The 25,058-nt window shown below is 38.7% G+C and carries 23 protein-coding genes; 10 read left to right on the top strand and 13 right to left on the bottom strand.

What is annotated here, in order from left to right; genetic code table 11:
• The first annotated feature begins 177 nt into the window (after window positions 1–177).
• The 5 genes from I6F65_RS06540 to I6F65_RS06520 all read left to right on the top strand — a co-directional run bounded on the left by I6F65_RS06540 (window position 178) and on the right by I6F65_RS06520 (window position 5,029).
• Window positions 178–930: an NYN domain-containing protein gene (locus I6F65_RS06540; RefSeq protein ID WP_197112067.1), complete on the top strand. Its 753-nt coding sequence runs from the start codon at window positions 178–180 to the stop codon at window positions 928–930.
• Window positions 931–1,633: 703 nt separating this feature from the next.
• A complete protein-coding gene (locus I6F65_RS06535) occupies window positions 1,634–2,497 on the top strand; it encodes a hypothetical protein (RefSeq protein ID WP_197112066.1) in 864 nt (287 codons plus the stop codon).
• Complete coding sequence (locus I6F65_RS06530) at window positions 2,494–2,889, top strand: hypothetical protein (protein WP_197112065.1); 396 nt, start codon at window positions 2,494–2,496, stop codon at window positions 2,887–2,889. Before I6F65_RS06535 ends, I6F65_RS06530 begins: the two co-directional genes overlap by 4 nt.
• A 315-nt stretch (window positions 2,890–3,204) precedes the next feature.
• Entirely contained in the window at window positions 3,205–3,744 is a 540-nt protein-coding gene (locus I6F65_RS06525) for a hypothetical protein (protein ID WP_197112064.1), read from the top strand.
• Between the two features lie 859 nt (window positions 3,745–4,603).
• Window positions 4,604–5,029: an SMI1/KNR4 family protein gene (locus I6F65_RS06520; protein WP_269435954.1), complete on the top strand. Its 426-nt coding sequence runs from the start codon at window positions 4,604–4,606 to the stop codon at window positions 5,027–5,029.
• A 303-nt stretch (window positions 5,030–5,332) separates the two neighbouring features.
• Here I6F65_RS06520 and I6F65_RS06515 read toward each other — a convergent pair whose 3' ends face one another.
• Window positions 5,333–6,211, bottom strand: coding sequence for a LysR family transcriptional regulator (locus I6F65_RS06515; RefSeq protein WP_197112062.1), 879 nt, complete (start codon window positions 6,209–6,211; stop codon window positions 5,333–5,335).
• A gap of 122 nt (window positions 6,212–6,333) precedes the next feature.
• On the opposite strand from I6F65_RS06515, the gene I6F65_RS06510 reads away from it, so the two are divergent.
• Window positions 6,334–7,413 carry a YeiH family protein gene (locus I6F65_RS06510; protein WP_166114265.1) on the top strand — a complete coding sequence of 360 codons (1,080 nt, stop codon included), beginning with the start codon at window positions 6,334–6,336 and terminating at the stop codon, window positions 7,411–7,413.
• A 29-nt stretch (window positions 7,414–7,442) separates the two neighbouring features.
• On the opposite strand, the gene I6F65_RS06505 is transcribed toward I6F65_RS06510, so the two are convergent.
• Window positions 7,443–8,762 (bottom strand): DASH family cryptochrome, encoded by a 1,320-nt coding sequence (locus I6F65_RS06505; protein WP_197112060.1) that lies wholly within the window; start codon window positions 8,760–8,762, stop codon window positions 7,443–7,445.
• Between the two features lie 134 nt (window positions 8,763–8,896).
• Window positions 8,897–10,624 (bottom strand): DUF885 family protein, encoded by a 1,728-nt coding sequence (locus I6F65_RS06500; protein ID WP_197112058.1) that lies wholly within the window; start codon window positions 10,622–10,624, stop codon window positions 8,897–8,899.
• Between the two features lie 225 nt (window positions 10,625–10,849).
• Between I6F65_RS06500 and I6F65_RS06495 the strand changes: the two genes are divergently transcribed.
• Complete coding sequence (locus tag I6F65_RS06495; protein WP_197112057.1) at window positions 10,850–11,437, top strand: DUF4202 domain-containing protein; 588 nt, start codon at window positions 10,850–10,852, stop codon at window positions 11,435–11,437.
• 40 nt (window positions 11,438–11,477) lie between these two features.
• On the top strand, window positions 11,478–11,981 hold the full coding sequence (locus I6F65_RS06490) for a zf-TFIIB domain-containing protein (protein WP_197112056.1): 504 nt from the start codon (window positions 11,478–11,480) through the stop codon (window positions 11,979–11,981).
• Window positions 11,982–12,043: 62 nt separating this feature from the next.
• On the opposite strand, the gene der is transcribed toward I6F65_RS06490, so the two are convergent.
• From der to ndk, 9 genes are all read right to left on the bottom strand, one after another.
• Window positions 12,044–13,510, bottom strand: a complete 1,467-nt coding sequence (der, locus tag I6F65_RS06485) for a ribosome biogenesis GTPase Der (RefSeq protein ID WP_166114277.1) — start codon at window positions 13,508–13,510, stop codon at window positions 12,044–12,046.
• A gap of 74 nt (window positions 13,511–13,584) precedes the next feature.
• Window positions 13,585–14,760 (bottom strand): outer membrane protein assembly factor BamB, encoded by a 1,176-nt coding sequence (bamB, locus tag I6F65_RS06480; protein WP_197112055.1) that lies wholly within the window; start codon window positions 14,758–14,760, stop codon window positions 13,585–13,587.
• Window positions 14,761–14,770: 10 nt separating this feature from the next.
• On the bottom strand, window positions 14,771–15,391 hold the full coding sequence (locus I6F65_RS06475) for a tetratricopeptide repeat protein (protein ID WP_024610649.1): 621 nt from the start codon (window positions 15,389–15,391) through the stop codon (window positions 14,771–14,773).
• Between the two features lie 19 nt (window positions 15,392–15,410).
• Window positions 15,411–16,691, bottom strand: a complete 1,281-nt coding sequence (gene hisS / locus I6F65_RS06470; protein WP_024610648.1) for a histidine--tRNA ligase — start codon at window positions 16,689–16,691, stop codon at window positions 15,411–15,413.
• A 136-nt stretch (window positions 16,692–16,827) separates the two neighbouring features.
• The gene (gene ispG, locus I6F65_RS06465) at window positions 16,828–17,946 is read right to left on the bottom strand and encodes a flavodoxin-dependent (E)-4-hydroxy-3-methylbut-2-enyl-diphosphate synthase (protein ID WP_024610647.1); all 1,119 of its coding nucleotides are present in this window, start codon (window positions 17,944–17,946) and stop codon (window positions 16,828–16,830) included.
• Window positions 17,947–17,951: 5 nt separating this feature from the next.
• Complete coding sequence (locus I6F65_RS06460) at window positions 17,952–18,815, bottom strand: RodZ domain-containing protein (RefSeq protein WP_166114283.1); 864 nt, start codon at window positions 18,813–18,815, stop codon at window positions 17,952–17,954.
• Window positions 18,812–20,695, bottom strand: a complete 1,884-nt coding sequence (pilW, locus tag I6F65_RS06455; protein ID WP_197112054.1) for a type IV pilus biogenesis/stability protein PilW — start codon at window positions 20,693–20,695, stop codon at window positions 18,812–18,814. Before pilW ends, I6F65_RS06460 begins: the two co-directional genes overlap by 4 nt.
• Before the next feature lie 118 nt (window positions 20,696–20,813).
• Complete coding sequence (locus I6F65_RS06450) at window positions 20,814–21,944, bottom strand: bifunctional tRNA (adenosine(37)-C2)-methyltransferase TrmG/ribosomal RNA large subunit methyltransferase RlmN (RefSeq protein WP_024609525.1); 1,131 nt, start codon at window positions 21,942–21,944, stop codon at window positions 20,814–20,816.
• 169 nt (window positions 21,945–22,113) lie between these two features.
• On the bottom strand, window positions 22,114–22,545 hold the full coding sequence (gene ndk / locus I6F65_RS06445; RefSeq protein ID WP_007377442.1) for a nucleoside-diphosphate kinase: 432 nt from the start codon (window positions 22,543–22,545) through the stop codon (window positions 22,114–22,116).
• Between the two features lie 229 nt (window positions 22,546–22,774).
• Between ndk and yegQ the strand changes: the two genes are divergently transcribed.
• Window positions 22,775–24,160 carry a tRNA 5-hydroxyuridine modification protein YegQ gene (gene yegQ, locus I6F65_RS06440; RefSeq protein ID WP_197112053.1) on the top strand — a complete coding sequence of 462 codons (1,386 nt, stop codon included), beginning with the start codon at window positions 22,775–22,777 and terminating at the stop codon, window positions 24,158–24,160.
• A 230-nt stretch (window positions 24,161–24,390) separates the two neighbouring features.
• On the opposite strand, the gene I6F65_RS06435 is transcribed toward yegQ, so the two are convergent.
• The gene (locus I6F65_RS06435; RefSeq protein ID WP_024609523.1) at window positions 24,391–24,771 is read right to left on the bottom strand and encodes a GreA/GreB family elongation factor; all 381 of its coding nucleotides are present in this window, start codon (window positions 24,769–24,771) and stop codon (window positions 24,391–24,393) included.
• 150 nt (window positions 24,772–24,921) lie between these two features.
• Between I6F65_RS06435 and I6F65_RS06430 the strand changes: the two genes are divergently transcribed.
• On the top strand, window positions 24,922–25,058 hold a 137-nt coding region (locus tag I6F65_RS06430), incomplete at its 3' end, for a transposase family protein (protein WP_197111189.1).

The following is a 25,058-nucleotide window of genomic DNA, read 5'->3' as shown; positions in this document are numbered from 1 at the left end:
TGTATAAAAAATACAGTGTCTGCTTGCTCGTGGCTTTCTAATGGGTGGTCCATTGGTTTTTAAAGTGTCTGCTTGTAGTATTTTTACTTGTAAACATAAGATGAGCCAACTACTTAATTTTTATATATTAGGAAATAACTCACTTATTAGCTGAGAATTAGAAAATTGGAGAGTACGTTGAAGGATAAAGAAAAGATTGCGTTATTTATTGACGCAGATAATGCGCCAGCGGGAAAAATTGATACCGTTTTATCAGAACTCGCAAAGTTAGGTGTTGTGACGATAAGAAAAGCATATGGAAACTGGAAGTCCCCACGGCTAAAAAGTTGGGAAGATATGCTGCATGAATATGCAATCCAACCAATTCAGCAGTTTGATTTAACTAAAGGCAAAAATGCTACTGATATGGCACTTATAATAGATGCGATGGATATTCTGTATACAAAAGATATTGATGTTATTTGTCTCGTGTCTTCTGACTGCGATTTTACCCCACTTGTAACTAGAACTTTAGCTGATGGTAAGTTGGTTATAGGTTTCGGTGAACGTAAAGCTCCATTAGCATTTGTAAATAGCTGTTCTAAGTTCTTATATTTTGATCATGAAATTATAAATGCTGAAACTGAGGAGGTCCAAGGCATAGAAGAAATAAAAATAACCTCAAAGAAACAAGTTAAAACACTAAATAGAGACACAAAGCTAATTAATTTATTGAGACAAGCAATTGATGCTGTTGAAAGTGATGATGGCTGGTCAATGCTGGGTCACATAGGCACTCATATCTCTAACCACACCTCATTCGATCCAAGAAATCACGGCTATAAGAAATTAGGTGATTTATTCAGTGCAATAGATCTATTTGAGATGAAAAAAACACATGGTTCAGTTCTTTGGATTAGAGACAAAAAGAAAGCGAATAGACAAAATTAAGAAGCTATCAAGTTTGAGTTATCAGAGTCATAGTATTTTTAGTGTTCAGAGCATTAATTGGCTGTCAAGTTATAGAGAAGGTTGGGTGTAGCAATTAGTAATTGCAAACTTTAAAAGTGGTGAGTCTCTTCGCTTTAATCTTGTTAAATACCTCGATTCATCTTAGATAATACTACCATGGGCTATTGCCCATAATATAGAAAAGCCGTAAACACGATGCATTAAGAAGAGTAAGTCCTTTTAACCTCACATAGGTCACTCAACACCTGTAATACTTTTCAAAAACTATTTAACCTGCACTCTGGATAATAAATCTATCTCAAGCAGCTATTTTCAGCGCTAACTGCGTTGAATTTACTTGTAATAGACCCGCTATTGACGCTTAAACTCGCTTTGTTTTCACTAAAAATCTCTAGCTAGAGAAAATAAATTTAAATATCACTATGATTCACTATATTAGTAAATCTCTTAATCAGAGTTCAGGTTAATTAAAATAACGCCAAACACTTTTTATATTCTGCATAAAAATACAGTAATCGATTGAACTAAAATAGGAACTCAGCTATGATTTTTAAATAATTAAAAGTAAATAATTAAAAGTAAATTAATAGGCTCATTCGGCTGTAGTAATAAGCATTCTGTTTATTTATATGTTTTATAATTTTAATAGGCATAAGAGACTACTCATAAAAGGAATTTAATAATGAAAGTTGCAGACAAGTTATCTAAAAAAATAGACATTAATAAGCATCCATTACGTTTAAATAAGGTAGTTGCTAGTGCAACAGATAGTTACTTAACCCCCACATATAGCTTTAATGATCCTTATTTACCAGGTAGTCATAATCCCAAATATGGTCAAGATATTTCTTTTGCAAGCAATCGTGCCTCACCTCAAAATCAATCAGTGGGGGAGAATGCTAGTGATTTAAAAACAAAAATGAAGGCATTACTTGATATTTTTGCAGATGGGGATAATAGCGGAGTGGCTAAGCGGTTGTTTGAAAAATACTTGAAAAAGCAATCTCATGTAGTTGTTTTTTCTGATGATTCGTTAAATATGTCAGCTTCTCGTCATTCAAATATCAAAGAGTTTTGTAGTCGAGCGCTATCAGCTCCAAATTCACCCTTTAGAACTGCTGGTCAGGTCAGAATTCACCAAGCACTTAAAAATGCAAATTGGGATATAAATAAAATTGTGGCACCGACAAATTTAGGTGTACCTGCTTTTAATTTAGGTAGTAAGCTCTTTTCCACTCAAGATTTTGATAATGGCTTGGGGTTAATGATTAATGGTGTGCAACATGTTTATGTTATTGCAACCCATTATTACTATGATAAATTAAATGCTAAATATTACATTAAGTTAAGGTTTGTGTTTTATGATGTTTTTGGATTGGATGATGAAGACTTAAATGAATATGGAGCTAAATCTGATAACTGGATGTCTTTGAGTAAAGCGAGTGTAGGTATTACTGCGTGGTGGCAATTACAACATCAGCATGCTTATGCACCGTTAGTAACTCGTATTGTATTAGAAAATAGCTATGAGGTACCTGCAAAATGACAGTAAATACTAATGCGATGACTCGTCGTAGTTTGTTAGTGAGTGGCGTCGTATTGGGTATTAATACGACCCCGCTTATCTATATTATGCTTATCACATTATTTGGTGGTGGTGCTTCAGTGATGTTTTATGTGATTGTATTACCAATTTATCTCGTTTTATTGGGAGTTATAATTCAAAAAAGAGTCATATTAAAAACAACTCTTAAAAAAAATATTTACAAAGCAATTGAATATATTGGCTTTACTGTAACGATTATTCTTCTCTTCTTGATGTCAAGTTTTAATCTACAAACAACTACTGAACAAATTCAGAATGTCAGTGTTTTTACCATAGCGTCGATAATAGTTTGGTGGACGATATTAATTATAGCCAAAGTGATCAAATCCTGACCTCACATACTTTAAGCCATTAGTATTGGCAAATTTAGCTTTATAAACATAGCTATTATGATTTTCCGATAATATTATTAACCTCCTTTTGGAGGGAATAATCCCCCTAAATAGTGTTTAAAAAGCTGTTGTTATACCAATCTGCTTATATAGGGTCTATTTAATGTTAAGAAAATTACGCTAGAACTAGGCAAAAATTTTTGTATCTAGTTGTTCTAAACAAAAAATTTTTAACGACGTGATAGTGCAATTTAATTCGTTAAATTGATCAAAGATTTATGCAGGTTGGTATTACCTTAATTAGGAGTCATTTTCGTGTATCGAGTTGGTTTTGACCATACTAAATCCTCAACGGTTGATGTTGTAAAACACCATGATGGCGAATTCGTACAAGTGTGGGACGCGCCTTTTAAAACACTGGGTAGGAAGTTACTTCTAACTTATATTCGATGCGAGGATAACGTTTCAAATATTTCCACTTATGAATACCCTAAAATTGGTGCTTTTTCAATTATCGTAAAAAGTAGTACGCAGATTAAAAAACAGTACAGAAATAGTAATCAAAAAAGTCGTGTAGAAATGACTCTTCAAAATGGGAATATTTTAATAAGTGATGAATTAGAAAACCTAGCAGTTGAGACCGTATTTACAGTTGATTTTAATTTTGAAAAGTTGTCGCCCAAAGGAAGAAAGCTTGGAGACCGCGCTGTAATGAACCGACAAGCTGAAAACAAAAGGTATTTTGTTTCCACTTACCAAAAGGTGGATGATGAGCCAAGATTGGCGATGGTAAAAGAGTATTTAGGCAAAAATGTTGTCAATACGGTTTTATATGATTTTGCAACAGACAACTAAAAAGAGCGAGCCAAAAGGGTCATAGCTTGGCTTCATACATTACAATTTCTGACCGCCTAGCTCCCTAAGAGCTGTGAGTTGAACCATTAGATGCAACACACTGGTTAAAGTTAAATTAGCCTTGTTTTGTTGAGCTGGCTTTTAATTTTTCCGATAATATTGCTCACCGCTGTTTTGGTGCAAAGTAACAAGCCATGATTTTCGATTATTTTAATTAGCTGCTTATAAAGGTAATTATGGTGGAATGATTATAGGATGTAATATACGCCATTTTGGGTGTTAAAAATCACTAAAATGGAGGCAGTTAGGATGACTCCTCATTCTAACTGTTAAATAAATCGCTCATTAAAACAGGGCGATAAGTGCAGTTTGTAAATAATGAATCCCGCAAAAAGCTGAGCTATGCAGATAAAGTGAAAATAGATAGCTCAATAGGCATAATAACTTTTATTAAAGGGTGGTAAATGACTCTGCTTTATTGAACCCGCTTTCCTTTAAATAAAATACAGAACATTATAATGGATAAAGGCGTGAATAAATTAACCTTACGCGGTGAAGCGAAAGTGAATGCCTTCATTGCATTATACGGCAATTGTATTGCCTTGTTCATAATATAGAAAAGCTGCAAAATACGATACATTAAGAATGGTAAGCCCTTTTAACCTAAAATAAAGCTAATCAAGTACCCGTAATCCCGTCCAAAAAGCTAATTAAAATAATGCCAAACACTTTTTATATTCTGCGTAAAAATACAGTAAACGATTGAACCAAAATAGGAACTTAGCTATGGTTTGTTTATCAATTAAAACAAATAAAAAAATGAGTTAATCTACAAGCTGGTTACAAGCAAGGAGAGTGTATGGATATAAAAGACGTAGTTTTGATACTGAGAGATAAAAATGAGCCTGTTCCCAAACCTCTTCGCCTACCTACTGAGCAAGAAGTTAACTTAGCTGAGAACGATTTATCTTTTAAGTTTCCTGAGCAGTATAGGTACTTCGTTTTGAATGCTAGCAATGTAGTATTTGGAGTCCGTGAACCAGGTTTAGTTCTCCCAGATATGCCGCCGTACCTAAACTTAAGAATAATTGCTGTCGATGGATGGGAGGCAGGTGTCCCTAAAGATTTTCTTGCGTTCTGTACAGATAACGGGAATTACTTTACGGTTAGTGATGGTGGTGACATCGGTTATTTTGATCATGACGATGGCTGCCATTCTATCTTGGGTGGTGAATTTAAAGATTGGATAATTGAAGATTGGTTAGAATTAGAGAATCACTCATAACGAGCGAATCAAGTATATCGTAGGCTCGTTGGGGCACCAAAAATTACGCTGCGGTTAGTTTGGGGCTTCCTCAAGTTTGACCAACCGCGCTATTATTTGAATACAAGTCAATTTCACCATATAGTTCCATACTAAGTTCCTCGAGGTACGGTTTATGTTTTGGTCAACACAACTGTATCGAAAAACTCGAGGAACTTTCCATATGATTATCAAATTTTGAATTCATTTTATCGCAATTTATCAATGTTCGTTATTTGCACATAGATGACTTACAGCTCAGATCTAAATTTACTTATATAAACATTATTCACTAAATAGGCTTTTTTCGAATGCTTGCGCAGCATGTGAAGAGGGTCTGTCTTTGTAGTGTAATTGGTATAATGGTCTTGATAACTCGACGTTATTTGGCTGCTTTAGCCGTGTTAATTTACCCAATTGGACTAAATCGTCTGTTACCACATTAGGTAGTAACGCAACGCCCATTCCTTGTGCTACTGCCCTTGCTATTGCCTCGTTACTGCCCAATTGCATACAGTTTTTTGCTGTAATGCCGTGTTGCTGTAATAGCTTAACCGACATCTCTAAAGTGCCAGAGCCTGGCTCTCGTAGTAGCCAAAATTGATTGTTTAACCATGTTTTTAAGTTTGTAGCAGGTGTTAAATTACTTGGTATAACCACACTCATTAAATCGTTTTTCCAGTGCTTACTTATTATATGTGGCTCGGTGGGTGTGCCTTCAACCAGTGCTAAATCGATGGTGCATTCAAGTAGGGCGTGCTCAATTTGCGCAGTATTAGCCACTTGTACTTCCACTTTTATATGTGGGTACTGCGCGCAAAATTTAGCTAAGTAAGGAGGCAACCAATAACTGGCAATGGTTGTGCTGGTGCCTATAACGAGCGTGCCGCGTTTAAGCCCTGTGCGTGATTTAATATCTTCAATTGCGGCTTTTTCAATGGCAAAAATACTACGCGCATGTTCAAAAAGTGCTTGCCCGCCTTCGCTTAGGGTTAGTTTTTTGCCTTTAGATGCACGTTCAATAAGTTGTATATTTAGTTGATACTCAAGCTCTTTTAATGCCTTTGATACCGCAGGTTGGCTTATAAAAAGCGCCTCAGCTGCTGCTGAAAAACTACCCAATTTAGCAACCGTATGAAACACCCGTAGTGCATGCAAGTTCATTGTATAATCCTAAATTGCATAACCTAAAGTTATTAAATCATGATTTTAATGTATTGGAGTTATATTTTGACCTTTCTTAAAATGAAGTCAACTAATTACGATGACTTTATTAAGGAATGATTATGCTTAGTGCAATTAAAAATACACGACAGCCTTTTGGTATAAATACTAAGCAATACACCGATTCGCGTTGGTGGTTGGGTATGTTATTGGTTATTGTTTTAGCGGGTGTTTCTGTAGTGCTTAGTAAGCTTGAAGTAATGCAAGGCGCGCAGTTTAGCTCTTTAACTATTGGTATTGTGCTTGGCATTATTGTGGGTAACAGTGTTTTTTCGCGCATAGCGACTCATACCGATGTAGGAGTTGATTACGCTAAAAGTATTTTGCTTAAAGCGGGCGTTGTATTGTTTGGTTTTAGAATAACCTTTACGCAAGTCGCGGGAGTAGGTTGGCAAGGGCTGTTAACCGACATTGTTATGCTTGTTGGTACGTTTATGCTGGCAATTCAACTTGGTAAGCGTGTATTTAAGTTAGATGAGCAAACAACTATATTAATTGGTGCGGGCAGCTCTATTTGTGGCGCCGCAGCGGTAATGGCAACCGAGTCTGTAATAAAAGCGCAGGCACATAAAGTATCAGTAGCGGTAGCAACGGTGGTAGTGTTTGGTACGCTAAGTATGTTTGCCTACCCATTTATGTTTGAGTACATGGGACTAAGCGAGCACGCGTACGGTATTTTTGTAGGCTCAACCATTCACGAAGTAGCGCAGGTAGTAGCTGCCGGTACAGCGGTAAGCGCTAATGCTGCCGACACCGCAGTTATTGAGAAAATGCTAAGAGTGATGATGCTTGCGCCATTTTTAGTGGTTTTATCATTTTGGCAAAATAAAAAAGCGAGTAAACAAAGCACACTAAATCAAGGGGCTCACAAAGGCGGCGTAACCATTCCTTGGTTTGCTGTATTGTTTATTGTGGCAAGTGGTATTTACTCGCTTGCTATTATTCCTAAAACGACCACCGACGTAATAGTACAGTTCGACAATATACTGCTTACAATTGCCATGGTGGCTCTAGGATTACGCACCCATATTGGAGCAATTCGCCAAGCGGGTATTAAACCATTGTTACTGGCGCTGTGTTTATTTATGTTTTTAACCTTGGGTGGCTTTGCTATTAATATAGGTATTGCTGAGCTGTTTTAAACGTTATTTGGTAAAAGTTGATTGGCGGCTTAAATTGGCCAATCAACTTCGTTTAAGTTATCGAGTTGTGTACTTGTGTTTTTATTACCTTGCCACTTATTAGTGTAAATACCGTGCGGATCAAACTGCGCGGTTTGTTTTTCAATATTAAAATGCCTACCGCCACGCGGATCTACGCCAACGCCAGCAATATATTGCCAGTTGCCCCAATTAGCTGCCACATCGTAATCAATTAGTTGTTGTTCAAAATAAGCCGCGCCATAGCGCCAATCAAGGCTAAGTTCGTTAACTAAGCAGCTTGCTGCAACTTGCCTTGCTCGGTTTGATATATAACCAGTAGCATTAAGCTCATGCATAATAGCATTGACTAAAGGATAGGGCGTTGAGCCATTACACCATGCAGCAAAGCGATTTGGCATAAACGTAGTAAGGGGTTTTGTTTGCTTTTGACCTTTAAAACTAAACAGGCTTTTACCTGCCTTAAGTGCATGCCATTTAAAATATTCTCGCCATAGCAATTCAAATTTAATCCAGTAGGTAGACTCGTTTGTTATTCGGCTATGTTCGTACGCCTCGACTGCTTTATAAACTTGCCGTGCACTTATACAGCCAAAAGCAAGCCAGGTACTAAATTTTGTGGTGTTATTAAAGCCATCAAGCTCGTTTCGAGTTGTTTTATACGTGCTTGGCAGTGAGCCCGAAAAGTACTGCGTTAAATGTGTTTGCGCACTTTTAAATCCGCCATGCATTACTGCGTTGTTACAATTAGTATGCTCATTAAGATCAATTGGGTTTGCAGCACATAATGTTATAGGCTGAGGAAGTGAACCTTTAGGCAGAGTTGAGGTTGTTATAGGTATGTTTATCGCTTCTACCTTTTTTTTAAATGGGGTAAAGCTTTTAGGCAGCTCGGTTAAATCAAAAGGGAGGTCGCTTTGTTGAAATAAAGTATCTTGTTGAGTTGTTTTAAATATGACGTGTGGGCAATGTGCTTTTAGTCGCGCGAGTTGGCGCTGCTCATAGGTTCCAACATGTTCACTGCACACCACTTTGTCAATGTATTGCTCAGCTATGCGCTGCTTTAAAACACTAACAGGTTCACCCTCTAGTACGTGCAGTGTTTGCCCGCGTTCAATAAGCGCTTGTTGCAGCTCAAATAAGCTTTGCATTAAAAACTGTTGTTTATGTACGCCATATGGCTTTTGTTGGTAGTTATTATTTTTAAACCAATGCGGATTTATTACAAATACAATATCGAGCGCACATTGCCCAGTAGCAAGTTCGCTTAAAATAGGGTTGTCGTCTATTCGTAAATCGTTTTGTAGCCAATATAAAATACGTTTGCTCATAGGTTTGCTCAGGTTTTAAAACTCTAAAGTGGTACGAAGTAAAAGCGGGTGGGGATTAATGGTTAGGTATTTTAATTAGCTCGGCAGTTTACTTAACTAATAGAGGCGGCTAAATAAGCCGCCTCTATTAAAATTTAAATAACTGATTTTTGCTCTGCAATCCAATCGTTTATTACATCTTCAAGTACCGACATAGGGAGCGAGCCTTGACCTATAACAGTGTCGTGAAAGCTGCGAATATCAAACTTAGCCCCTAGTTCTTTTTCAGCTTTTGCGCGCAGTTCGCGTATTTTTATTTCGCCCATTTTGTATGAAAGCGCTTGGCCTGGCCATGAAATATAACGATCTATTTGATCCTCCACCGCGCTTTGTGGCAAAGCAGTGTGATCTGCCAAGTAGTCAATAGCCTTTTGGCGGCTCCAACCAAATGCATGAATACCGGTATCAACAACAAGTCTCACTGCACGCCACATTTCGTAACCTAAACGACCAAAGTCGCTGTATGGGTCTTGATAAAAGCCGGCTTCTTTACCTAAACGTTCGGTGTAAAGTGCCCAACCTTCGCCAAATGCTGAGTGGCTAAGTGTGCGTCTAAACTGGGGTACGTCTAACTCCATTGCAATCGCGTTTTGTAAATGATGCCCTGGTATTGCTTCATGTAAGCTAAGTGCTTCTAAATTATACAAAGGCTGTAGCTTAGGTGTTGAAGCTAAAAAGTAAGTGCCAGGGGAGCGATTATCAGCAGGTGGCATATAAAACGCGCCGCGACTCGCTGAGCCTTTTATTGTAAAGGTGTTACGCGGTAAATGATTGAAGTAGGTTGGTAACTTGCCATACATTTTTTGCGTAATAAAGGCTGTTTTTTCAAGTAAGTCTTGCGCGTCTGTTGAGTAAAATTGCTCGTCGGTTGCTAAAAATTCTAAAAAATCGCTGTAAGTGCCATCAAAACCTACTTTATCAATGATGTTTTGCATTTGCGTTTTTATACGCGCCACTTCTTTTAAGCCAAGCTCATGTATTTGCTTTGGTGTGGCATTGGTTGTGGTGTAGTAATTAACTGCATATTTGTAATACTCAAGCCCGCCTTTAACGCTTGAAATACCTGGCTCTGTTCTACAGTTAGGCATGTAATCGTTTTCAAAAAAGTCGTAAAAGTGTTGATAAGCCGGAACTACTTTTGAGCTAATTAAGGCTTTTGCTTTGTTTTGGTATGTTGCCTTTTGCTCTGCTGTAAACGTATTTGGTATACGTGTAAAGGGCTCGTATAAGGCGCTGTTTTCAGGTTGCTTAACTATATGAGCGTTAATGCTCTGGCTGTAATTTTCAAATGTTTTACAGTAGTGCGTATACCCTAGTTCAATCCCTTCCTTCATCAAGTTAATGTTTTCTTGATTAAAGCGAGGGTAGTCGGCAAGGCTTACTAAAAATGCGTTGTAATCATCGGTTGTTAAAAATGCCATATTAGCTGGTGCTTCGGCAAAGTAGGTATGCCAGCCACTTAAAAAGTTAACCTGAAAATACTTATCTTGAAAAAGGTAGCTTTGCTGCTCTGTTTCTCGCTCGTATTTAAATAAGCGGTAGTTCATCAGTTGCGAGCCGCTTAGCATTTTAGAATCTATTTTACTTAAGCTTTTTAATACACTGTTATTATAAGCTTGGCGCTTTGCAATGGCTTGCTCGGTCCAATTTGGTAATGTACCACTGGGTTTCCAACCATCAGGGTCGGTACGAAAAAATATTTTTTCGGCTTTTGCATTTTGCCAATGGTTATCAATAATGGTTTTTAAGTCATTGTTACTATCGGCAATGCTTGGCAGTGATGTAACCGCCAAGCAAATAGCTAAAATTGTTTTTTTAAACATAGTCATCCATTATAGCGCGTTAATTTTTGTTAGTTTTCGCGTATTTATCGTTTTTGTTTTTAATATAGTACCAAGTTAACTTTATTAATGCGCTTAATTTTATAACCTGTAACTATTGGTTTTTCTTTTTGATTGAACAAATTTCACTGTGCAAGTGAGTGGCGCACTAGTTTATTGTTTTATCAGCGTTTAGAATGATTAAAACTAATTATAATAAAGGTCGTCATGTTTAATAAAGTAATAGCGCTGATTGATGAAGCGAATAATCAAGATCCTAATAGCGAACAACACAATGGCGAAAATTTCCCAAAAGAAAGTTTATACGCCTTACGCATGAGCGAAATGCTAACTCGTTTTAAACCAGATGCCGATGAGCTAATGCAAATTGCAGTGCGTGCACAACATATTCAGCGTTGGAGGTCGCCACGTAGTGACTTTGAAATGAATAAGCAGGGTTATCATCAATGGCGCAGTGCTCTTTATATATTTCATGCAAGTAGTGTTGTTACGCTTATGCAGCAAGCTGGTTACGGTGAGGCTGAGCAAAACCGTGTTTACGATGCGGTTGCTAAAAAAGATATTAAACGTAACCCAGACAGCCAATTAGTAGAAGATGTAGCAAGCCTTGTATTTATTGAGCATTACATGCTTGGGTTTGCAAATGCAAAGCCAGATTATAATGAAGAAAAGTGGATTGGTATTATTCGCCGTACATGGCAAAAAATGTCAGATGAGGCACATGAGTTTGTACTTGCAGGTAATATTACATTGCCCGCGCCTTTAGTTGGCCTTATTCATAAAGCGCTTGAGTAAAGTAGTATAAGTTAAGTATTAAAATAAAAAGGAATTTTAAATGTATTGCCCTAGAACTAATACGCCACTTGAGCCTTTACTTGTTGGCGGTATTACTGTTTACACTTCAGCGCAAGGCGGCGTATTTTTTGATAACAGCCAAATTTTTAAATTTAGCTCACCAGAGTTAAAGCATGGTCAGGTATTGCTAAAACATTTGAGTGAACATAGCGAGAGTGAATACGATGTATCGCTACGAATTAATTGTCCACAGTGCAAAAGTATTGTGATGATGCGCAGGTATTTTTCACCGCTCAAAGTGGTTGAGATAGATGAGTGTCCAGGTTGTGCAGGAATATGGCTTGATAGCGGTGAACTGGCAAAAATACACGAAAACCATTTAACCCCCCGAGAGCGAAAGCTGTTAGCCCACGAAATGGCAACCAATCATGGGTTTATAACTATTAAGCCTCCAAAATCAAAGTATTACCCTAAAGCGCCTAAAAATGTTCAAGGCACCACAGTTGAACGGCTGGTGCAATTGGCATTACTTAACTTTGAATAATAAAAAACGGCGTACTAAAAAAGTACGCCGTTTTTATTGCAATAAACTAATTTTTAACGAATTTATTTATTACGATTTTCTTTAGCAAATGCACGTATTTTACGCTTTTGCGACAGTGTTACTTTATTAACACGGCCAGCAAATGGGTTTTCACCTTCTCTAAATTCAATTTTGATTGGGGTGCCCATAATTTTAAGCGCTTTACGGTAGTAGTTCATCAGGTAGCGTTTATAGCTATCTGGTAAATCTTTAACTTGGTTACCGTGAATAACAATACGTGGTGGGTTATAACCACCGGCATGTGCATATTTGAGCTTAACACGGCGACCACGAACAAGTGGCGGCTGGTGATCGGCTTGAGCCATGTCCATAATACGACGCAGCATTGCAGTACTTATACGCTTAGTAGCGGACTCGTAAGCTTCATCTACAGACTCGAATAAATGACCAACACCTGTACCATGTAGTGCAGATATAAAGTGTAAGCGTGCAAAGTCTATAAAGCCTAAACGACGATCTAGCTCTGATTTAATACGATCTTTAACGTAATCATCTAAGCCATCCCATTTGTTCACTGCAATAACCAATGAACGACCTGAGTTAAGAGCAAAGCCAAGTAAGCTTAAATCTTGATCTGAAATACCATCGCGGGCATCAACAATCAATAACACAACGTTACAATCTTCGATTGCTTGAAGCGTTTTTATAACTGAGAACTTCTCAACTACGTCACTTACTTTTTTACGCTTGCGAACACCTGCGGTGTCGATTAGCACGTATTCTTTTTCATTTCGCGTCATTGGTATATAGATAGAGTCACGCGTTGTGCCTGGCATATCGTATACAATTACGCGTTCTTCACCAAGTATGCGGTTAGTAAGTGTAGACTTACCAACATTGGGACGACCAATAATCGCAAGCTTTACAGGTTTGTCTGCAAATGCTTGATGATCTGTATCGCCGTCTTCGCCTTCTTCGTAAAGATCAATAAGCTCTTCGTCATTGTCGGTTACGTCTTCATCTTGCGCTGCTAATTCAGCGATAAGCGGCTGAAGTGTTTGCTCAAGTAATAACGTGATACCACGACCATGCGATGCAGCAATATGATGAATTTCACCTAATGATAATTGGTAAAACTCGGCACAGTTTGAATCGGCATCAATACCATCTGTTTTGTTAGCAACAACAAAGCATTTTTTATCTTGTTTACGCAAGTGATTAGCAATTGCTTGGTCAGCTACGGTCATACCTACACGGGCATCTACCAAGAACAAAACGATATCGGCTTCTTCAATGGCTAGCAGAGATTGATCTGCCATTTCGATTTCGATGCCTTCTTCTGAGCCATCAATACCGCCCGTGTCTACCACGATAAATTCATAGCCATCGTAGCTAGCTTGACCATATTTTCTATCTCGTGTTAAACCTGGAAAATCGGCTACGAGTGCATCACGAGTACGTGTTAAACGGTTAAATAATGTGGACTTGCCCACATTGGGTCGCCCAACTAGAGCGATCACGGGAAGCATAAACTACCTCTTTAAAAAACAACAAAAGGCTTCGCAGTGCGAAGCCTTACAAAAAACCTTTTAGTGTTAGCTACTTAGTTCGGTATTTTTACCGCACTAACTTCACCATCACGGGTGTATAAAATCAGTTTATCGTCGGCAACAACAGGCTCAACAAAAAATCCTGAGCTGTCAAAGTCTTCTCGAGATACTAGCTCGCCAGTTTCTTTATTTAACCAGTGTAGGTTACCTTCTTGGTCGCCTATAGCCAAATAGCTACCTGCAACAGTAGGACCTGTTAAGTACCAACCACGTAGAGCGGGTTGGCTCCAACGTTCAATGCCTGAATTTTTATCTAATGCGTAAATAACACCATCGCTATCTACTACATAAATACTTTGTGCGTCCATCGCAAGGTCGCGGTAGCTGCTGTATTCACGTTTCCATACAACATTACCAGAGCGAATGTCGATAGCGGCTAAGTTGCCATTATAGGCAATAGCGTATGCGTATGGACCACTAACAAGTGGCTGAGTGTCTACATCTACAAGGCGTTCAAATTCTGATGCACCTTTAGCAACGGCAATTTCTGCACTCCATGCAGAGTAACCACTTTCTGAAATTAAAACATTTAGCTTGCCTGTTTCAAGACCAACTAGTACACCACCGTTAGCAACGGTTGGTGAGCTTTGTCCACGTAATGTTAGCGGTGGTACTTCTTGTTCAAAGCTCCAACGTTCTTCGCCCGTATCTGGGTGAAGCGCTAATAGTTTACCTGAACTTAAATTAACAAATATTAAGCCATCACCAGCGGTTGGTTTAGATAGAGATTCGCCAGGGACGTTTTTGCGCCAAACTTCTTCACCTGTTTCACGGTCAAGTGCAACAATGAAACCATGCTCAGAGCCTATGTAAATTTTACCAAAAGCTTGTAAAATACCGCCAGATAATTTTGCAGTACCATTGTCGCTCCATGGCCAAAATGAGAGATCTTGACGTACGTCTGTTTCCCACTTGGTGTCGCCATTTGTTAGTGAAAGCGCTTCAACTTGTCCTTCACGGCTTGCTACATATACTGTGTCTTCATAAACGGCTGGTGTTAAACGAGAGAAATAATGTTCTACACCGTCACCAACCGATTCTTGCCATACAACGTCTGTTTCAAACTGGTTTACAATTTCAGGAAGTACTAGTTCCTCTTCATCACTTGATGAACAACCCATCAATGTTGCCATACATAAGGCAAGGGTTGCGGTAGTTAATTTTCTCATGCCTAAAACCTTATGCCGCTGGGCTAGTTACTGCTAGGTCATCTAACTTAACTTGTAATAGTGGATTACTTGTTAGTCCACCAGCATCTACAGCTGCTTGATAAGCAGTGCGAGCTTGATCTTTATTACCTTGCTCATTGTAAATGTCGCCTTTAAGTTCGGCAACATTCGCATTGAATGCTTCTGGTAATGGTGCATTTAATGTATTTAATGCGTCATCATAATTAGTTTGTGCAATTTGAATACGTGCTAAACGTGTAATTGCAATTGCTTTTAATTCTGTGTTTTGCGTATTAGATACAATCCAGCTTAACTTTTCGCTTGCTACATCTAATTTTTGCGCTTCTACAGCATCTTTAGCGGCAACAAATGCAGCAAGTGTTGCATAGTTTGTATCTTTATTTTCGCTAATAAATGTATCGGCTGACGATAATACGTCATCACTTTCAACAAGCGTTGTAAATGAATCTGATGCTTGCTCAGCTGTTGTAATTTGGTTTTGGTTATACGCTTTCCAGCCATATAAACCGCCTAAGCCAACAGCTATACCTAACGCAAGTGAAATACCGTTTTCACGGAAAAAGCGCTTAATGGCTTCTGCTTGTTGTTCTTCTGTTGAATAAATATCCATTATTACCTCTAATGTTCGCTTAGCTGTTGATAAGCTCTGCTAATAGCGCTTTAGCTTGTTCTAATTCTAATGTGACTTGTTCTTTACGTTCACGTAAATACTTTATGGTCACGACGCCTTTTTCTAATTCATCTTCGCCGATAATAATAGCAACGAGTGCATCGCTCTTATCAGCACGTTTTAATTGTTTTTTAAAGTTGCCGCCGCCAGCATGCACCATAACGCGTAAATTAGGCACATCGCGTCGTAATTCTGAAGCAATAATAGGTGCTTGAATACTCGCTTTGTCGCCCATTGCTGCTAAATATACGTCTGCATTACGACGAATATCGCCAACACATTCAAGCGCTTGTAGTAATAATACTAAACGTTCTAGACCCATTGCAAAACCAACTGCTGGCGTTGCTTTGCCACCTAATTGTTCTACTAAGCCATCGTAACGACCACCAGCACACACAGTACCTTGCGCGCCTAAACTATCGGTTACCCATTCAAATACAGTACGGTTATAGTAATCTAAACCACGTACTAATTTATCGTTAACCGTGTATATGACGCCTGCAGCGTCTAAACGTTCACATAAATTTTCAAAATGTTCTTTAGACTCTGCATCTAAATTTTCAGATAATTTAGGTGCATCAGTTAATATTGCTTGAACGTCAGGGTTTTTGCTATCAAGTACGCGTAACGGGTTTGAATACATACGACGTTTTGAATCTTCGTCAAGTACGTCCATATGCTGTTCAAGGTAGGCTACTAATGCATCACGGTAATCTGCACGCGCTTCATTAGACCCTAAAGAGTTAAGCTCTAAACGAACATGATCGTTAATACCAAACGCTTTCCATAGTTGGGCTGTTAATAAAATAACTTCAGCATCTATATCAGCGCTAGCAATACCAAATGTTTCTAAACCAAATTGGTGAAACTGACGGTAGCGACCTTTTTGAGGACGTTCGTGACGAAACATTGGACCCATATACCAAAGACGTTGCTCTTGGTTATACAGTAAACCGTTTTGATTACTTGCACGCACACATACTGCGGTACCTTCTGGACGCAATGTTAGTAAGTCGCCATTGCGATCGGCAAAAGTGTACATTTCTTTTTCTACTATATCGGTTACTTCACCAATAGAGCGTTTAAATAGGTCGGTTGATTCTACAATAGGAAAACGAATTTCTTGATAACCGAACGATGCCACTGTCTCGCGTAAAATGTTTTCTACTTTCTGCCAAACTTGTGTATCGCCTGGCAGACAATCGTTCATACCGCGAACTGCCTGAATTTGTTTTGCCACTGATAAATCCTAAAACTGTTTTTTTGTGTAATAAAAATGACTACACAACAAGAATGCTAAAAATTGACCCGCCATTATAGCGTTTTAGCTATAAAGGTAAACGGCAAACCGCGCGGTATGCCATCTTAAACGGTATTTATTCGACTATTTTTATGTCGATGGGTGTTTGTTTTTGCTTTTGGGCTATAAAGTCACGTACATAACCTTCAAGTTGGTCAACAATGTTGTTGTTATCAATACGTGCTTTTTGGCGCTCGCCATTTATATATAAACCTGAACGGCGGTTTGCACCGGCCAAACCTATATCACTCACAAGCGCTTCACCTGGGCCATTTACTACACAGCCGATTACAGATACCGATACCGGCTCTATAATATCTTCAAGGCGCTCTTCTAGTTGATTCATGGTGCTTACAACATCAAATTCTTGTCGTGAACAACTAGGGCAGGCAATAAAGTTAATTCCACGAGAGCGAATACGCAGTGAATTTAAAATATCAAAGCCAACTTTAATTTCTTGTACCGGATCAGCTGCAAGTGACACTCGCAGGGTATCGCCAATACCTTCGGCTAATAACATGCCTAAACCTACAGCAGATTTAACCGAGCCAGAACGCATGCCGCCAGCTTCGGTAATCCCTAAATGCAGTGGTTGGTCTATTTCTTTAGCGAGTAAGCGATAAGCGCCTACCGCTAAAAATACATCTGATGCTTTTACCGAAATTTTAAATTGATCAAAATCGAGGCGACGTAGTATGTCTACGTGGCGCATTGCTGATTCTAATAGAGCTTCTGGTGTTGGTTCGCCATATTTTTCTTGTAAGTCGCGCTCTAATGAACCACCGTTTACACCAATACGAATAGGAATGTTGTGCTCGCGTGCTGAGTCTACTACGGCTCTAATACGCTCTTCACTACCTATATTACCTGGGTTTATACGTAGGCAATCTACACCGTATTTTGCTACTTTTAAGGCAATACGATAATCAAAATGGATATCTGCAACTAGCGGAATCGTTACTTGCTCTTTTATACTTTTAAACGCTTCGGCTGCATCCATTGTTGGTACTGAAACACGCACAATGTCGGCACCAGAGGCCTGTATTGCTTGAATTTGTGCAACGGTTGCATCAACATCCATCGTGTCGGTGTTAGTCATTGATTGCACTGCAATAGGGGCACCATCACCAATGGGAACATTGCCTACATTGATGCGGGTGGACTTTCTGCGTTTAATTGGAGATTCTGAAAACATAGCGACTACTCTGCCAGTGGTAATGTAAATTTGGCTAAACGATTTTTAGGAAAAGTCGATACATCGACTGCTTCACCGTCTAGTGTAATGCTTACAACGCTGTGCTTACCAAGCACAACCGAAAAAGGAGGTTTACCGGTTACAGTCATTACGTAGCCTGCTTTTTTAACACCAAATGCAACTTTTTCACCTTCTGCATCATAAATTTCAACCCAGCTTTCGTCGTTAAAGCTCATTTCAATAGTGCTGTCGGTTGCTGAGTCGGTATTTGCTGTGAGCGGCTTATTAGCAGCTTGCTCTACCGTTGCTTGAACAGCCGCTGCATTTTCGCTAGGTGTAACCGTATTTTGTAATAATGCTTTATCAGCTGATTGTTGTTGCTGAATATTTGTTGATTGAACAGCTTGGCGCTCACTCATTATTGAATTACCAACATTAATATTGCTGGTTTGCTCTTCAATAGGAGTCGCATTTTGCCAAAACCATAAAGCTGATGAGCCAATAACAATCGCTAAAATTACATAAGTAACTAGCATTAGTCGGCTATCGCTGGCTTCTTTTTCTGTACGACGTGAAAAGCTTTGCATATTAGCTGGTTTTGCAGGCTCTGGTGGCGCTGGCATCATAGCTAAAATTGGAGCGCTATCAACTTTGAGTTCTCGGCAATAATTTTTAATATAGCCCTTAACAAAGGTAAGCGGACCAAGTGCTTGAAACTCGTTATTTTCAAGACGTTGTATTTGTAATTCAGATAATTTTAACGGCTTGGCAATAGTTTCAATACTAACGTTTGCTTGTTCGCGGTGTGCTTTTAATATTTGGCCAACAGTTTGTTGTTCGCTCGGTGTTTGCGTATTTTCTTCATTCATAATATGTATGATTCTGGATCCACTAGTAAAAGTCTATGTCCTGGCGTAAGTGCTATGTCAGGGCTTAATTTATTCCATCGCATTAATTCATCAATTAATACATGCCGCTGGGTAGCTATTTCATAAAGGGTGTCGCCAGCTTTAATTTCGTAATAAATATTGGGATCGTTAAGGTAAATTTTACTTCCGTTCATTACCCGATCTGACTCTTTTAAACCATTCCATTGTAGGAGTTTTTGTAGTTTAACATTGTATCGCACCGAAATGCTAAATAGGTTTTCACCAAACTCAATAATATGAAAAGGTACCTTTAAAGTAGACACCTTAGGATTAAGCATTGGGAGTTGTGTTTGGTTACTTGTTCGGTAGTTTTTAAACTCTATATCGTCATTATTTTGGGCATTATTACCGGCAAATACGCCTTCATCTTTTGTTGCTTCGTAAAAAACCACATTAGGTCCGCTATTTCTTACAGGACTTTTATAGTTTGAGTTAGCTGTTTGACTAACTTGTTGTGTGTTGAAGCTTGTTGATTTTGGCGCACCAAAAGAAATAATTTTAACTTCATCAGGTGCTTTTGGCACTGTAGTTTGGATAGGTTGTTTTTTTGCGATTGTAGTTTGTGCAATAGTTTTAGGTTCTGAGTTAGATGCCACTGTTTTTTTTACCACTGCAGGCATTGCTGAGTCGTGATCTGTTGTTAAAGCGAGCATGACAGCAGATATGTCTGTTGCGATACTTGGTGTATCTGGTGTCGTTGTTTGCTTTGTTACTATTGCAGGCTCTTCAGGCGTTTTAGTTACTTGTGCTATTGCTTTATCTGTATCATTGTTTGTAGTATTTTTGGCAGCTTCAACAGCTTCAACAGCAGGGATGTTTCTGGCAATCACTGGGTTTGCATCAACGCCAACAGGACTTAATATTTCAGCCTCTGGTTCATTATAATCATTGCTAATTAAGCTCGTTGAGCTATCTGTCGTTGATCTTTTTTTTCGGATAATTTTTATTTTAGGTTTGGCATTAATTTGACCATCGCTACTTTCTTTTTGCAGCTCATTGAGAACAGAATTTCGGTATTTTTCTCTTAAAATCTCGAATTCACTTAATCGCATTTTCTGTTCTCGTATCGAGTAAGCTTCATTACTTGTTGGGTAAGTTTGTAAAATAGTTGTCGCAATTTTTTCAGCGTCTTCTATTTTCCCCATACGGTTTTTAATTAAATAATTAAGCATTAAAGCGCGAGATGAAACCTGACCTGTATCGTCGTATCGTTTTAAAAGCTCACTTGCTTTGTACAAATCACTTTTAGCATAAAATAATGCAGCCAAACTTATTAAAGTAGAGGTACGTTGTGAGCTGTGGTTCATTGCTTGTTGAAAATAACTTTCAGCATTATCAAAATCATTAAACTCAATAGCACAAAGTGCTAAGTTTTCGTAGCTTTCGGCAACACGAATATAACTTGGAATTTCAATCGCTTTTAAAAACTGATCCGTCGCGCGGTCGTATTCGTTAATCCCACACAAAAACACGCCGTAGTTATTTAGCGTATTAGGATCGTCTGGTTTTATAGCGAGTGCTTTTTGATAGGACTTATCAGCAAGTGTGTTTTCACCTACTTGTTGATAGTAATAAGCAAGGGAGTAGTGTACTTCAGGTAAATTAGGAGCAAATTCGGCAGCTCGTTCTAAATTATATTTAGCTTGAGAGTTATTGCCGGTATTTAGGTATTGTAGTGCTAAAGCAATACGCGTTCGCGCTGCGCCTGTGTTATTAATTTTATTTTCGACGACGGGTTTGTCACTGCCGTTATAACTATTTTCGGTTACACAACCGCTTAAAGCAATTGCCGATATAGTTAAAGCAAGTAAAGATCGCATTACCTTGTCTCTTTGTTTTTATCCATGGGGTCTATCTTACCTAAAAGCCCTTATGTTGCATCAATTATTTAAAAATAAACGATTTAACATGAGGGCTTTAGGTATTTTTAGCTAAAATTTACGCTTGGTGGATATTAACGGCAATTGCGTTATCGTCACGCATTTTCTTTTTAGCTAAACGTTTGGTACGGTCAACCACGTCACCGACTAACTGTCCGCATGCGGCGTCAATATCATCACCGCGAGTACGACGAACAATACAGGTAACGCCTGCTGCTTGTAATACTTTTGAAAAACGGTCAATACGGCTATTACTTGAGCGTGTGTACTCGTTACCCGGGAACGGGTTAAACGGAATAAGGTTGACCTTACAAGGTGTGCCTTTTAACGTTTGCACTAATGCATGCGCCTGATCGGTGCTGTCGTTAATACCGTTAAGCATCACGTATTCAACCGTTACATCTTTATTTGCTTTTGAGCCATCGATGTAACGACGACATGAGGCTAAAAATTCTTCAATAGGGTACTTTTTATTAACGGGCACTAAAATGTCACGCAGTGCGTTATCTGGTGCGTGAAGTGAAATAGCCAGTGCTACGTCAATTTTCTCTTTTAGTAAATCAAGAGCAGGTACAACCCCTGAAGTACTCAATGTTACGCGGCGCTTAGATAAACCAAAGCCCCAGTCGTCCATCATTAGCTCCATTGCTGGCACTACGTTTTTAAGATTAAGTAAAGGCTCGCCCATACCCATCATTACAACGTTAGTTACTGGGCGCTTTTCGCTATGACCATCAAGGCCAATATCTTTAGCTACACGCCAAACTTGACCAATAATTTCAGATACTTTTAAGTTACGGTTAAAGCCTTGTTGCGCAGTAGAACAAAAAGTACATTCAAGAGCACAACCAACTTGTGATGATACACATAAAGTAGCGCGCTCTTTTTCAGGGATCCAAACTGCTTCTACTTCTTGGCCGCCTTCCAGAATAAGTGCGTACTTAATAGTACCGTCGCTTGCTTGCTGGCGAACGGTGATTTCTGGCGCTACAATTTCGCATTCAGCTTTAAGTTTTTCTTTAAGCTTTTTGTTTACGTTGCTCATATCGTCGAAGTTATCTACGCCAAAATGATAAATCCATTTCATCACCTGGTCACTACGAAACGGCTTTTCACCGAACGATGCAAATAGCTCGCGCATTGCATCTCGGTTTAAATCTAATAAGTTAATCTTTTTTTGCTCGGTCATGAAACAACCTCAATCGGTGACGGTGGAGATAAAAATTTACGAGGACGAATTGTACACAATTCACTCACTTTAATCATTAAGTAAAACATTATTAGTTTACTGATTAATACTTTACGTAATGACTAAAAAAGGGCCCGAAAGCCCTTTTCAATATGTTAACGAATTCGAATTAACGAGTACGTGAACAAAGCTCTTCGTCAGCGAAGAAGTAAGCAATTTCGCGAGCAGCAGATTCAACAGCATCAGAACCGTGAACAGCATTTTCGTCGATGCTATCAGCGTAGTCTGCACGTAAAGTGCCAGCTAGTGCTTCAGCAGGGTTAGTAGCACCCATGATTTCACGGTTTTTAAGAACAGCGTTTTCGCCTTCAAGAACTGTAACCATTACTGGACCAGATGTCATGAAAGATACTAAAGCACCGAAGAAAGGACGTTCGCTATGTTCAGCGTAGAAACCTTCAGCTTTCTCTTGTGAAAGGTGAACCATTTTAGCTGCAACGATTTTAAGGCCAGCAGATTCGAAACGGTTGTAGATAGCGCCAATGTGGTTTTTAGCAACTGCATCAGGTTTTACGATTGAAAAAGTACGTTCTAAAGCCATCTTTATGCTCCAATAATTTTAAGTAAAAGTGTGAATATTAACGGGCGCGAATTATACGCGTTTTAAGTAAAAAATCCTAATTATATTAAAAACCAATTTGATTGCAGTTTTGTGATCTCGATCAAATGTAAATTATTAACCGCATTTATACTGCCGCGCTTCTGTTTACTTATTTGTTAATGACAAGTCATGCAACTGGCTTAAACCCAGTTCGATGTATGGAGCGCACATGTTACCAGCTACTTCTTCAACGCTATTTATTCCTGAATTATTATGCCCTGCAGGCAGTTTAAAAAACATGCGCTACGCTTTCGCTTACGGGGCTGATGCGGTTTATGCTGGACAACCTCGTTATAGCTTGCGTGTACGTAATAATGAGTTTGACCTAGACACTCTGCAAGTCGGCATTAGTGAAGCCCATGCGCAAAATAAAAAGTTTTATGTGGTGTCTAATATTGCGCCGCATAATGCCAAAGTTAAATCGTATTTACGTGATATAGAACCAGTTATTGCGATGCAGCCCGATGCGCTGATTATGTCTGATCCTGGTTTGATTATGCTTGTTCGTGAAAAGTGGCCTGCCATGCCAATTCACTTATCGGTACAAGCAAATGCGGTAAATTACGCGAGTGTACAATTTTGGGCAAAACAGGGGATTGAACGCGTTATTTTATCACGGGAGTTGTCGCTCGAAGAAATAACTGAAATACGCACACTCTGCCCAGACACCGAACTTGAGGTATTTGTACATGGTGCGCTTTGTATGGCGTATTCAGGGCGTTGTTTACTTTCGGGTTATATTAACAAACGCGACCCAAACCAAGGCACGTGTACTAACGCATGTCGTTGGGATTACGATATAAAACCTGGTGTTGAGAACGAAACCGGCGAAATGGTGCATAAAATTGACCCAAAAAAGGTTATTCCTACACTGGGTGAAGGCGCGCCAAGTAACGATGTATTTATGCTAGAGGAACAAGGTCGCCCTGGTGAGTATATGCCTGCATTTGAGGATGAACACGGCACGTATATTATGAACTCAAAAGATTTACGCGCTGTGCAATACGTAGAGCAGTTAACAAAAATGGGGGTACATAGTTTAAAAATAGAAGGGCGTACTAAGTCATTTTATTATGTAGCGCGTACAGCACAAGTTTATCGCAAAGCAATAGACGATGCAGTTGCAGGTAAACCATTTGATACTAACTTATTTAAAACTCTCGAAAATCTAGCACATCGGGGCTATACCGAAGGTTTTTTAAAACGCCACGCTCACCAAGATTATCAAAACTATGAGTACGGTCATTCTGTATCAACTAAACAGCAATTTGTAGGCGAGGTGCTAGGACGTAGCGAAAATGGCTTAGTTGAAATTGACGTTAAAAATAAATTTTGTACAGGTCACTCCTTAGAGCTTATGACACCACAAGGTAACATTACTTTTAAGCTTGAATATATGGAAAACAAAAAGGGTGAAATTATTAGCGATGCTAAAGGCTCTGGTCACATTGTAAAAATACCACTAGATGAAGGCATTAACTTAGCGCATGCTATTTTAATGCGCAATCTTGAGGATCACCAAGATACTCGTAATCCATTTAAACAAGCTGTTTAGCTACAGCTGAATATAGTTTTTCAAAAAAATCGGGGTTATAAAAACCCCGAGTTTGCGTCTTTATTTAAAATAACATTAATTATTTTTCAAGTTGCTTTAGCTTATCTCTTCGCTCTTTACGTTTTTGTTTTAATGTTTTGCTTGCATGTTTTTTAGGCTTTTCTTTACTCATTACAAATAACTCCAATTAAATATATAAAATTAATAAATAAAAATTGAAATAATTTACTCTATATTTCCTCCTTAATATTAATGGCTATTATTTCCCAAAGGTGGGATTCCCCAGCTTCTTTATATTCAATAATATGATTTATTTTATGCCCTAAAAGAGCGACCCCAAGAGGAGAGTGAAATGATACGTCACTAATAAAGTGCCTTCGTTGGCTTGGAGGCACTAAAGTTATGCGGCGCTTAAAACCGGTGGTTATATTTTTAATAACCACCGTGCTATTAATTTGTACATGCGGATTGAATTTTGACCAAGGCCGCTGTGAATACTCGACTTCTTGTAGTAAATACGCAAGCTTCAGCGGTTGTAATAGTACAGCTGCGTCTGTGAAGTCATTTTTAGACAGGAAAGGTTTTTTACGTTCGAACAGAAAAGAAAGCACGGACTAATCCCCACAAAAACTAAATCGAATTTAAATATATAAAGGTACAGTGTAACTGCCGAGTGTAAGGGTTACACTCAGGGCAAGATCACGAACTTTACCTTGACTTAAAAGTATGATCTTATACTCCTTTTTTCAAGGAGCATTCTCATGCTTGATATTCAGCTATTTAAATATTTCGAATCAATCGATGATCCTCGCCAACAAGGTAAAGTGGTTCATAAACTATTTGATATCATATTCTTAGCCGTCAGCGCTGTTGTGTCTGGATGCCAAGGCTGGGAAGA

The organism is Pseudoalteromonas sp. SWXJZ94C, assembly GCF_015864385.1.
In the GTDB taxonomy this organism is placed as follows: domain Bacteria; phylum Pseudomonadota; class Gammaproteobacteria; order Enterobacterales; family Alteromonadaceae; genus Pseudoalteromonas.
The sequence above is the reverse complement of the archived record's forward strand: the minus strand, read 5'-3'. Positions and strand labels throughout refer to the sequence as shown.

Bases quoted from the DNA above. Each gene is read 5' to 3' on its own strand.
- I6F65_RS06535 (WP_197112066.1), top strand. From the start codon at position 1,634: ATGAAAGTTGCAGACAAGTTATCTAAAAAAATAGACATTAATAAGCAT.
- I6F65_RS06530 (WP_197112065.1), top strand. From the start codon at position 2,494: ATGACAGTAAATACTAATGCGATGACTCGTCGTAGTTTGTTAGTGAGT.
- I6F65_RS06520 (WP_269435954.1), top strand. From the start codon at position 4,604: ATGGATATAAAAGACGTAGTTTTGATACTGAGAGATAAAAATGAGCCT.
- I6F65_RS06515 (WP_197112062.1), bottom strand. From the start codon at position 6,211: ATGAACTTGCATGCACTACGGGTGTTTCATACGGTTGCTAAATTGGGT.
- I6F65_RS06510 (WP_166114265.1), top strand. From the start codon at position 6,334: ATGCTTAGTGCAATTAAAAATACACGACAGCCTTTTGGTATAAATACT.
- I6F65_RS06505 (WP_197112060.1), bottom strand. From the start codon at position 8,762: ATGAGCAAACGTATTTTATATTGGCTACAAAACGATTTACGAATAGAC.
- I6F65_RS06500 (WP_197112058.1), bottom strand. From the start codon at position 10,624: ATGTTTAAAAAAACAATTTTAGCTATTTGCTTGGCGGTTACATCACTG.
- I6F65_RS06495 (WP_197112057.1), top strand. From the start codon at position 10,850: ATGTTTAATAAAGTAATAGCGCTGATTGATGAAGCGAATAATCAAGAT.
- I6F65_RS06490 (WP_197112056.1), top strand. From the start codon at position 11,478: ATGTATTGCCCTAGAACTAATACGCCACTTGAGCCTTTACTTGTTGGC.
- der (WP_166114277.1), bottom strand. From the start codon at position 13,510: ATGCTTCCCGTGATCGCTCTAGTTGGGCGACCCAATGTGGGCAAGTCC.
- bamB (WP_197112055.1), bottom strand. From the start codon at position 14,760: ATGAGAAAATTAACTACCGCAACCCTTGCCTTATGTATGGCAACATTG.
- I6F65_RS06475 (WP_024610649.1), bottom strand. From the start codon at position 15,391: ATGGATATTTATTCAACAGAAGAACAACAAGCAGAAGCCATTAAGCGC.
- ispG (WP_024610647.1), bottom strand. From the start codon at position 17,946: ATGTTTTCAGAATCTCCAATTAAACGCAGAAAGTCCACCCGCATCAAT.
- I6F65_RS06460 (WP_166114283.1), bottom strand. From the start codon at position 18,815: ATGAATGAAGAAAATACGCAAACACCGAGCGAACAACAAACTGTTGGC.
- pilW (WP_197112054.1), bottom strand. From the start codon at position 20,695: ATGCGATCTTTACTTGCTTTAACTATATCGGCAATTGCTTTAAGCGGT.
- I6F65_RS06450 (WP_024609525.1), bottom strand. From the start codon at position 21,944: ATGACCGAGCAAAAAAAGATTAACTTATTAGATTTAAACCGAGATGCA.
- ndk (WP_007377442.1), bottom strand. From the start codon at position 22,545: ATGGCTTTAGAACGTACTTTTTCAATCGTAAAACCTGATGCAGTTGCT.
- yegQ (WP_197112053.1), top strand. From the start codon at position 22,775: ATGTTACCAGCTACTTCTTCAACGCTATTTATTCCTGAATTATTATGC.